The sequence below is a fragment of the Phenylobacterium sp. genome, from assembly GCF_025351295.1.
Taxonomy (GTDB): Bacteria; Pseudomonadota; Alphaproteobacteria; order Caulobacterales; family Caulobacteraceae; genus Phenylobacterium.
In genome coordinates this window covers 1-8,874 of record NZ_JANXWD010000078.1, presented here as the reverse complement: position 1 = coordinate 8,874, position 8,874 = coordinate 1, and the positions used below count along the sequence as shown (strand labels likewise).

At 68.9% G+C, this 8,874-nt stretch carries 9 protein-coding genes, 1 tRNA gene and 1 pseudogene; 8 read left to right on the top strand and 3 right to left on the bottom strand.

Annotation, left to right across the window (positions count from 1 at the left end; translation table 11 throughout):
* Window positions 1–86 precede the first annotated feature (86 nt).
* The gene (locus Q0R13_RS11345) at window positions 87–287 is read right to left on the bottom strand and encodes a hypothetical protein (protein WP_293903914.1); all 201 of its coding nucleotides are present in this window, start codon (window positions 285–287) and stop codon (window positions 87–89) included.
* A gap of 148 nt (window positions 288–435) precedes the next feature.
* Here Q0R13_RS11345 and Q0R13_RS11340 point away from each other — a divergent pair, with 148 nt between their 5' ends.
* The gene (locus Q0R13_RS11340; protein WP_293903912.1) at window positions 436–2,610 is read left to right on the top strand and encodes a penicillin acylase family protein; all 2,175 of its coding nucleotides are present in this window, start codon (window positions 436–438) and stop codon (window positions 2,608–2,610) included.
* Between the two features lie 14 nt (window positions 2,611–2,624).
* On the opposite strand, the gene Q0R13_RS11335 is transcribed toward Q0R13_RS11340, so the two are convergent.
* Window positions 2,625–4,466 (bottom strand): DEAD/DEAH box helicase, encoded by a 1,842-nt coding sequence (locus tag Q0R13_RS11335; RefSeq protein ID WP_293903911.1) that lies wholly within the window; start codon window positions 4,464–4,466, stop codon window positions 2,625–2,627.
* A 100-nt stretch (window positions 4,467–4,566) separates the two neighbouring features.
* Window positions 4,567–4,643 (bottom strand) — tRNA-Asp (locus Q0R13_RS11330).
* Window positions 4,644–4,894: 251 nt separating this feature from the next.
* Between Q0R13_RS11330 and Q0R13_RS11325 the strand changes: the two genes are divergently transcribed.
* The 7 genes and pseudogenes from Q0R13_RS11325 to Q0R13_RS11295 all read left to right on the top strand — a co-directional run.
* Window positions 4,895–5,272 (top strand): NADH-quinone oxidoreductase subunit A, encoded by a 378-nt coding sequence (locus Q0R13_RS11325; RefSeq protein ID WP_293903910.1) that lies wholly within the window; start codon window positions 4,895–4,897, stop codon window positions 5,270–5,272.
* Window positions 5,242–5,859, top strand: coding sequence for an NADH-quinone oxidoreductase subunit B (locus Q0R13_RS11320; RefSeq protein WP_293903909.1), 618 nt, complete (start codon window positions 5,242–5,244; stop codon window positions 5,857–5,859). The genes Q0R13_RS11325 and Q0R13_RS11320 overlap by 31 nt, the downstream gene beginning before the upstream one ends.
* Window positions 5,856–6,500, top strand: coding sequence for an NADH-quinone oxidoreductase subunit C (locus Q0R13_RS11315; RefSeq protein WP_293903907.1), 645 nt, complete (start codon window positions 5,856–5,858; stop codon window positions 6,498–6,500). Before Q0R13_RS11320 ends, Q0R13_RS11315 begins: the two co-directional genes overlap by 4 nt.
* Window positions 6,497–7,735, top strand: a complete 1,239-nt coding sequence (locus Q0R13_RS11310; RefSeq protein WP_293903905.1) for an NADH-quinone oxidoreductase subunit D — start codon at window positions 6,497–6,499, stop codon at window positions 7,733–7,735. The genes Q0R13_RS11315 and Q0R13_RS11310 overlap by 4 nt, the downstream gene beginning before the upstream one ends.
* Window positions 7,732–8,391 carry an NADH-quinone oxidoreductase subunit NuoE gene (gene nuoE, locus Q0R13_RS11305; RefSeq protein WP_293903903.1) on the top strand — a complete coding sequence of 220 codons (660 nt, stop codon included), beginning with the start codon at window positions 7,732–7,734 and terminating at the stop codon, window positions 8,389–8,391. Before Q0R13_RS11310 ends, nuoE begins: the two co-directional genes overlap by 4 nt.
* Window positions 8,388–8,600 (top strand): hypothetical protein, encoded by a 213-nt coding sequence (locus Q0R13_RS11300; protein WP_293903902.1) that lies wholly within the window; start codon window positions 8,388–8,390, stop codon window positions 8,598–8,600. The genes nuoE and Q0R13_RS11300 overlap by 4 nt, the downstream gene beginning before the upstream one ends.
* A gap of 2 nt (window positions 8,601–8,602) precedes the next feature.
* Window positions 8,603–8,874, top strand: a pseudogene (locus tag Q0R13_RS11295) (hypothetical protein); the annotation flags it as partial.

Here is an 8,874-nt window from a genome sequence, read left to right as displayed (position 1 = left end):
TCCCCGGCACAAGGCCGGGGATGACGGCCCCGGGGGGTGAGGATCGGGGGTTGAGGATCGGGGGGTGAGGCCCGGGGCGGAGCCCCTCAGTGCTTCACGACCCACTGGCTGACGTAGGCGTGGGTGGCGCGGACCAGGCCGGGGGGGCCGGAGAAGTAGAATTCGCTGCCGAACAGCACCTTGCGCTCGCGCCAGGTGACGGCGCCGGTGTCTTCGCCCTGCAGGACGGATCGAAGCTTGGCGCTCATGCCGCTGGGCACGAAGGCGACATAGGTGGCGTCGGTCATCGGGCGAACTCCAACTGGGCCCCAGCGGCGAAAAGACCGTGAGTCCTTCGCGTTCGCCACCCCGTAAGGGCCGGACAGGGCGTCGCAGGCTGGACAAGCTGTGGACGGGCGGGCGAGGTGGCGACCTTCGGGAGTCGGGGAGACGCGCGTGCGATTGATTGGAATGGTGCTGGGCCTGGCCCTCGTCGCGACGGCTGCCGTGGCCGCACCGCCGGACGATGCGGCGCGCTGGCGGGCGGAAGCCAGGCGGGTGACCATCGTGCGCGACGACTGGGGGATCGCGCATGTGCACGGCAAGACCGACGCCGAGGCGGTGTTCGGCATGGCCTATGCCCAGGCCGAGGACGACTTCAACCGGGTAGAGGCCAATTACCTGACCTCGCTGGGCCGCACGGCCGAGGCGGAGGGACCGTCGGCGATCTGGCAGGACCTGCGCCAGAAGCTCTACATCGACCCGGCCGACCTGCAGGCGAAGTATGCGGCCAGCCCGCCGTGGCTGAAGGCGCTGATGGACGGCTGGGCGGACGGGCTCAACTTCTACCTGGCGACCCACCCGGAGACGAAGCCGCGGGTGATCGCGCGATTTGAACCCTGGATGGCGCTGTCGTTCACCGAGGGCAGCATCGGCGGCGACATCGAGGACATCTCACTCAGGGACCTGGAGACCTTCTACGGCGGCAGCAAGAGCGCCCGCGCGGAGGACCCCTATGCGTTCCGCGAGCCGACCGGGTCGAACGGGATCGCCATCGGGCCGCAGATCACCAAGGATGGCCACGCCCTGCTGCTGATCAACCCGCATACCTCGTTCTTCTTCCGCTCCGAGCTGCAGATGACCAGCGACGAGGGGTTGAACGCCTATGGCGCGGTCACCTGGGGGCAGCTGTTCGTCTACCAGGGCTTCAATGCCCATGCCGGCTGGATGCACACCTCCAGCGGCGTCGACGTGGTGGATGAGTTCGCCGAGAGCCAGGTCTCGACCCCGGACGGGATGGCCTATCGCTACGGCGGCGAGGTCCGGAAGATGACGGTCAAGACCATCGTGGTGCCCTATCGAGCGGCAGACGGGTCGATGGCCAGCCGGACCTTCAAGACCTACGCCACCCACCACGGCCCAATCGTGCGGATGCAGGACGGCAAGTGGATCGCGTTCGCGATGATGTACCGGCCGGTGGAGGCGCTGCAGCAGTCGTTCCTGCGGACCAAGACCTCGGACTACGCCTCGTTCGCCAAGGTGGCGGAGCTGAAGGCCAATTCCTCCAACAACACCCTTTTCGCCGACGACAAGGGCGAGACGGCCTATCTGCACCCGCAGTTCATCCCCCGGCGCGACGACGGGTTCGACTACACCAGGCCGGTGGACGGGTCGGATCCGGCGACCGACTGGCAGGGGCTGCACGAGCCCGGCGAGGCGCCGCAGGTGCTGAGCCCGGCCAATGGCTGGGTCTACAACAGCAACGACGCGCCGTGGACCGCGGCCGGGCCGGCGAGCCCGAAGAAGGCGGCGTTCCCGAAATATATGGACGAGGCCGGGGAGAATCCGCGCGGGCCGCATGCGATCCGGGTGCTGAGCGGGCGGACCGACTTCACGCGGGAGAGTCTGCTGGCGGCGGCGTTCGACCCGTTCCTGCCGGCCTTCGACCGGCTGATCCCGAAGCTGAAGCGCGGCTACGACGCCATGGCCAACGACGATATGCGCAAGGTGCGGGTGGCCGAGCAGGTGGCGGCGCTGAGCGCCTGGGACCGCCGCTGGTCGGCGGCCTCGACCGAGACCTCGCTGGCGGTGTTCTGGGGGGAGGCGCTGTGGGCCAAGTCGGCGCCGTTCGCCAAGGCGGTCGGGATGAACGTCTACGACTATATGGCCGAGCGCAGTTCGGACACCGACAAGCTGGGGGCGCTGGCCGAGGCGTCGGACCGGCTGGCGACCGACTTCGGGAGCTGGAAGACGCCCTGGGGCGAGATCAACCGCTTCCAGCGGCTGAACGATGACATCGAACAGACCTTTCACGACGACGCCCCGTCGATAGCGGTGCCGTTCACCTCGGCCCAGTGGGGCTCGCTGGCCTCGTTCGGCGCCAAACGGTATCCCGGGACCAAGCGGTACTACGGCACCAACGGCAACAGCTTCGTGGCGGTGGTGGAGTTCGGGCCGAAGGTCCGCGCGCTGGCGGTGACCGCGGGCGGCGAAAGCGGCCATCCGGGCAATCCGCACTTCGACGACCAGGCGGAGCGCTATGCCGGCGGGAACCTGCGCGAGGTGTACTTCTGGCCGGAACAGCTGAAGGGCCACACCGAGCGGAGCTATTCGCCGGGCGAAAGGAAGTAGGCGCTGGGCGCGCGCTACCCGTTGGCTTTGCGGGCGCCCTTCTTGGGCCCCTTGAACGGGGGGCCCTTGTGGGGCGGACCGGCTTGCGGGCGGGGCGGGCGCGGCGCGCCTGTGCGGGGACCGTCCGGGCGCGGGCCTGAGGGGCGGGGCCCCTGCGGGCCTGGGGCGCTGGCCGGGTTGATGCGGATTTCGCCGGCGTCGGCGGCGGCCTTGATGGCGACGCGGAAGCGTTCCTCGACCTCGGGACTGATCTCGAACTTGGTCTCGTTGTCGTGGATCTTGATCAGGCCGATGTCCTTCTTGGTGACATGGCCCAGGCGGCAGATCAGCGGCACGAGCCATTTGGGGTCGGCGTTCTTGCTGCGGCCGACTGGCAGGCGGAACCAGGTGGCGGCGGGGCCGACGCCATGCTCCTCGCGCGGGCCGCCTTCGGGACGGGCGCCTTCTGGACGGGCGCCTTCCGGGCGGCCGCCGTCGTTGCGGATCACGTCGAGGCGGGGACCGCGCGGGGCTCGATTGTCCGGGCCGCGGTCGGGTCCGCGGCCCTGGGTGTCGTCGAACATATCCTCCGGCTCGGGCAGGCGCGAGCGGTGCAGGCGGATCAGGGCGGCGGCGACGGCCTCGGGCGCGCGATCGGCCAGCAGCCGGCCGGCCAGCTCCAGCTCCTCGGGCGAGGCCGGCGCGTTGAGCAGCGGGTCCTCGAACAGGCGCACCTGGTCCTTGGCGCGGATCTCCTCGGCCGAGGGCGGGCCGGACCATTCGACGGCCAGGTTGGCGGTGGCGAACAGGCGCTCGGCCGGGCGGCGCTTGGTATAGGGGACGATGACCACCGAGGTCCCCTTGCGCCCGGCGCGGCCGGTGCGGCCGCTGCGGTGCAGCAAACCCGCGGTATTGGTGGGAAGATCCGCATGGATCACCAGGCCCAGCTCGGGCAGGTCCAGGCCGCGGGCGGCGACGTCGGTGCAGATGCAGGCCCGCGCATGGCCGTCGCGCAGCGCCTGCAGCGCGTCGGTCCGCTCCTTCTGGGAGAGTTCGCCGGAGAGCTGGACGCAGGCGAAGCCGCGCTCGCGCAGCGCGCCATAGAGATGGCGGACGCGTTCGCGGGTGGCGCAGAAGATCAGCGCGCCGGGGCTCTCGAAATAGCGCAGCAGGTTGACGACCGCATTCTCGACCTCGTTTGGGGCCACGCGGACGGCGCGGTACTCGATGTCGCCATGGGCCTCGTCGCGGCGGATGGTGTCGATGCGCACGGCGTCGCGCTGGTAGCGCTTGGCCAGGGCGGCGATCTCCTTGGCGATGGTGGCGGAGAACAGGAAGGTGCGGCGCTCCTTGGGGGCGCTGTCGAGGATCTCCTCGAGGTCCTCGCGGAAGCCCATGTCGAGCATCTCGTCGGCCTCGTCGAGCACGACGACGCGCAGGGAGGCCAGGTCCAGGTTGCCGCGTTCCAGGTGGTCGCGCAGGCGCCCAGGCGTGCCGACCACGATGTGGCAGCCGGCGGAGAGCACCCGCTGTTCGGCCCGGGCGTCCATGCCGCCGACGCAGGTGGCGATGCGGGCGCCGGCCGGGGCGTAGAGCCAGGCCAGTTCGCGGCTGACCTGCAGCGCCAGCTCGCGGGTCGGCGCGATGACCAGGGCGAGCGGGGCGCCCGCGCGCTCGAACCGTTCGGCCTCGCCCAGCAGGGACGGGGCGGCGGCCAGGCCAAACGCCACGGTCTTGCCGGACCCGGTCTGGGCGGAGACCAGCAGGTCGCGGTCGGGCGCGGCCTCGAGGACGGCGCTCTGGACGGGGGTCGGCTCGCGGTAGCCCTGCGCCTCGAGCGCGCGGGCCAGCGCGGGATGCGTGGCGGGGAATGGCATTGGCTGGGGCTCCGGCGCGCAGTGGACAGCGCCTGGTCGTCAGGAGTCTGTACGGGAAGGAAAATTCTTTACGAGAAACAGGGGGGCGACGCCACGGAAGTGGCGCGAGTGACGGGACTCGAACCCGCGACCTCCGGCGTGACAGGCCGGCGCTCTAACCAACTGAGCTACACCCGCGCAGGACCTTCCGGTCGTGCGAAGGCGGCTCTGATAGGGGCGAGCCGGAATCGTGTCAACGGAAGAGTAGCGCCCTGGCCTCCCACACGAAGCGCGGGAGGGGACCACCCGCTCCACGGCGGGCGGTCCCCTCCCGCCATCGCTGCTGCGGTGGGGGGAGGTCGGAGGGTCTTGCGGCGCCGCACAACGCCTGTTTGAAACGCCCGGATGATAGGTCTAGAAGGGCGCCGCGACTCCCTCCGGAGACTCATGTGAACGCCTTCCTGCTCGAGTACCTGCCGATCGCGATCTTCCTGGGCATCGCGGCGGCGCTGGGCATTGTCTTCATCGTCTTCGCCGCGGTGGTCGCGCCCAAGGCGCCGGACCCTGAGAAGCTGTCGTCCTACGAATGCGGCTTCAATGCCTTCGACGACGCGCGGATGAAGTTCGACGTGCGCTTCTACCTGGTCTCGATCCTGTTCATCATCTTCGACCTGGAAGTGGCGTTCCTGTTCCCCTGGGCCGTGGCGCTGATGAAAATGCCGCCGGACGCGGCGAAGTACGCCTTCTGGTCGATGATGAGCTTCCTGGGCGTGCTGACCGTGGGCTTCATCTACGAGTGGAAGAAGGGGGCCCTGGAATGGGAGTGATCGTTCCCGCCGGATCCGCCGGCCGCCAATCCCTGACAATGTCTGCGGGCGCGGGCGCGCGCAGTGGCGTCGAAGGCTACGACCCGCAGACGCACGACCCGTTCTTCGACGGGGTTTCGGCGCGGCTGGCCGACAAGGGTTTCGTGACCGCCGGCGTCGACGACCTGATCACCTGGGCGCGGACCGGGTCGCTGATGTGGATGACCTTCGGCCTGGCGTGCTGCGCGGTCGAGATGATCCAGACCTCGATGCCGCGCTATGACCTGGAGCGGTTCGGAACCGCGCCGCGCGGCAGCCCGCGACAGAGCGACGTGATGATCGTGGCCGGCACGCTGGTGAACAAGATGGCCCCGGCGCTACGCAAGGTCTACGACCAGATGCCCGAGCCGCGCTACGTGATCTCGATGGGGTCCTGCGCCAACGGCGGCGGCTATTATTACTTCAGCTATTCCACGGTGCGCGGCTGCGACCGGATCGTGCCGGTGGACATCTATATCCCCGGCTGCCCGCCGACCGCGGAGTCGCTGGTCTATGGCGTGCTGCAGTTGCAGAAGAAGATCCGCCGGACGGGGACCATCATCCGATGACCTGGCCGGTGAAGGCCGCCGACCTCGAAAAACTCGGCAAGTCGATCCTGAAGGGCGCCAAGGGGCTGGTCACCGGCGCCGACGTGCAGTTCGGCGAGCTGACCCTCACCGGGCCGGCGGGCAGGATCGTCGAGGCGCTGACCTATCTGCGCGACGTCGAGGGCTTCCACCAGCTGATCGACCTGTGCGGCGCCGACTATCCGGAGCGCGAGAAGCGCTTCGACGTGGCCTACCACCTGCTGTCGATGACCCAGAACCGGCGCGTCCGGATCAAGGTGCAGGCCGACGAGGACACCGCCGTGCCCTCGGTGGTCGGCGTGTTCGCCGCCGCCGACTGGTACGAGCGCGAGACGTTCGACATGTACGGTGTGTTCTTCGACGGCCACCCGGACCTGCGCCGCATCCTCACCGACTACGGCTTCCACGGCCATCCGCTGCGGAAGGACTTCCCGATGACCGGCTACGTCGAGGTTCGCTACGACGAGGAGCTGAAGCGGGTGGTCTATGAGCCCGTGAAGTCGGTCGAGTGGCGCAACTGGGACTTCCTCAGCCCCTGGGAAGGCGTGGAACGCGGGTTCTCCCCGCTGCTGCTGCCAGGGGACGAGAAGAGCGTTGAGGTGAAGGGCGGGGGCAAGTCATGACCGGCGACAACATGTCTGCCCAGGCCTCGGACTATTTCCACGATCCGGTGGTTCCCGAAACCCCGGTCCGCAAGTTCAACATCAACTTCGGCCCGCAGCATCCGGCGGCGCACGGCGTGCTGCGCCTGGTGCTTGAGCTCGACGGCGAGGTCGTGGAGCGGGTCGACCCGCACATCGGCCTGCTGCACCGCGGCACCGAGAAGCTGATGGAGGCCCGGCCCTATCAGCAGACCATCCCCTACATGGACCGCCTCGACTATGTGGCGCCCATGAACCAGGAGCACGGCTACTGCCTGGCGATCGAGAAGCTGCTGGGGGTGACGGCGCCGCGCCGGGCGCAGCTGATCCGCACGCTCTACGACGAGATCGGCCGCGTCCTGAACCACATCATGAACGTCACCACCCAGGCGATGGACGTGGGCGCGCTGACGCCCCCGCTATGGGGCTTCGACGAACGCGAAAAGCTGATGATTTTCTATGAGCGGGCCTCGGGCGCGCGGATGCACGCCAACTACTATCGGGTGGGCGGGGTGCGGCAGGACCTGCCGGAACAGCTGATCCGCGACATCGACGACTGGGCCGTCCACTTCCCCAAGATCTGCGACGACATCGAAGGCCTGATCACCGGCAACCGCATCTTCAAGCAGCGCAACGTCGACATCGGCGTGGTGACCCGCGAGCAGGCGATCGCCAACAGCTTCTCGGGCGTGATGGTGCGCGGAAGCGGCGTCGCCTGGGACCTGCGCCGGGCCCAGCCCTACGCCTGCTACGACGAGATGGAGTTCGAGGTCCCGCTGGGCGTCAACGGCGACTGCTACGACCGCTACCTCTGCCGGATGGCCGAGATGCGGGAGTCGACCAAGATCATCCGCCAGTGCTGCGAGCGCCTGCTGAAGGAGCCGGGCCCGGTGCTGATCGAGGACAACAAGATCGCCGCGCCGCGCCGGGGCGAGATGAAGCGCTCGATGGAGGCGCTGATCCACCACTTCAAGCTGTTCACCGAGGGCTACCGGACCCCGCCCGGCGAAGTCTATGCCTGCGTCGAGGCGCCCAAGGGCGAGTTCGGCGTCTATCTGGTCAGCGACGGGACCAACAAGCCCTACCGGGTGAAGATCCGCGCCCCGGGTTATCCGCACCTACAGGCCATGGACTGGATGAACCGCGGCCACATGCTGGCGGACGTGAGCGCCATCCTGGGATCGCTGGACATCGTGTTCGGGGAGATCGACCGGTGAGCATCCGCCGCCTTGCCCAGGTCCAGCCCGAGAGCTTCGCGTTCAGCCCCAAGACGCTGAAGGCCGCGAAGGGCTGGATGGCCAACTTCCCGGCCGGACGGCAGCAGTCGGCCGTGGTGCCGGTGCTGTGGCTGGTCCAGAAGCAGGACGGCTGGGTCTCCGAGCCCGCGATCCGCGCGGTGGCCGAACTGCTGGGCATGCCGGCGATCCGGGTGCTGGAGGTGGCGACCTTCTACACCATGTTCATGCTCGAGCCGGTGGGCGCGACCCTGGTGCAGGTGTGCGGCACGACGCCGTGCCAGACCCGCGGCTCCGAGGCGCTGATCGCGGTCTGCAAGCGCCGGATCGGCGCGCAGAACCACCGAACAGCCGACGGCAAGTTCACCTGGCAGGAAGTCGAGTGCATGGGCGCCTGCGCCAATGCGCCGATGGCGGCGATCAACGATTATTACTACGAGGACCTGACGCCGGAGAGCTTCGAGCGTCTGCTGGACGATTTCGCGGCGGGCCGGAAACCCAAGCCCGGCTCGGCGATCGGTCGCCAGGGTTCGGCGCCCGAGGGCAGGGCGACGACCCTGACCGACACCGCGCTGTACGACGGGTCGCTCGGGGCGGCGATCAGGATCCCGAACCTGCCGGCGAAGGTGGAGGCATGACCCCCCTCCTCATGGCCCAGAAGCGGCGGTTGACGATCATGGCGGCGGTCAATGTGCTGTCGGTGGCGGCGGCGCTGAGCTTTCTCGTGGTTTATTTCAAGTTTTCGTACGCCTGGAGTTTCCCGGCGTTCGTGGTGGCGCTGCTGATCGGGTTCGGGGCGCAGATCTGGTTCATCGCCGGCTTCCGCCGGACCGGTAAGGGGACTTAGGCGTGGCGGGCATCCTGGCCGACAAGGACCGCATCTTCCTCAACATCTATGGCCAGCGCGACTGGGGCCTGGAGGGGGCGAAGGCGCGCGGCGCGTGGAACGGCACGGCTGACATCGTCGCCCAGACGCCGGAGTGGATCTGCGACCAGATCAAGGCGTCCGGCCTGCGCGGCCGGGGCGGGGCGGGCTTCGCCACCGGCCTGAAATGGACCTTCACACCGTTCCAGGCGCCGCGCGCCTTGGCGCCCTCCAGGCCCCAGTCGCGCTGGCCATA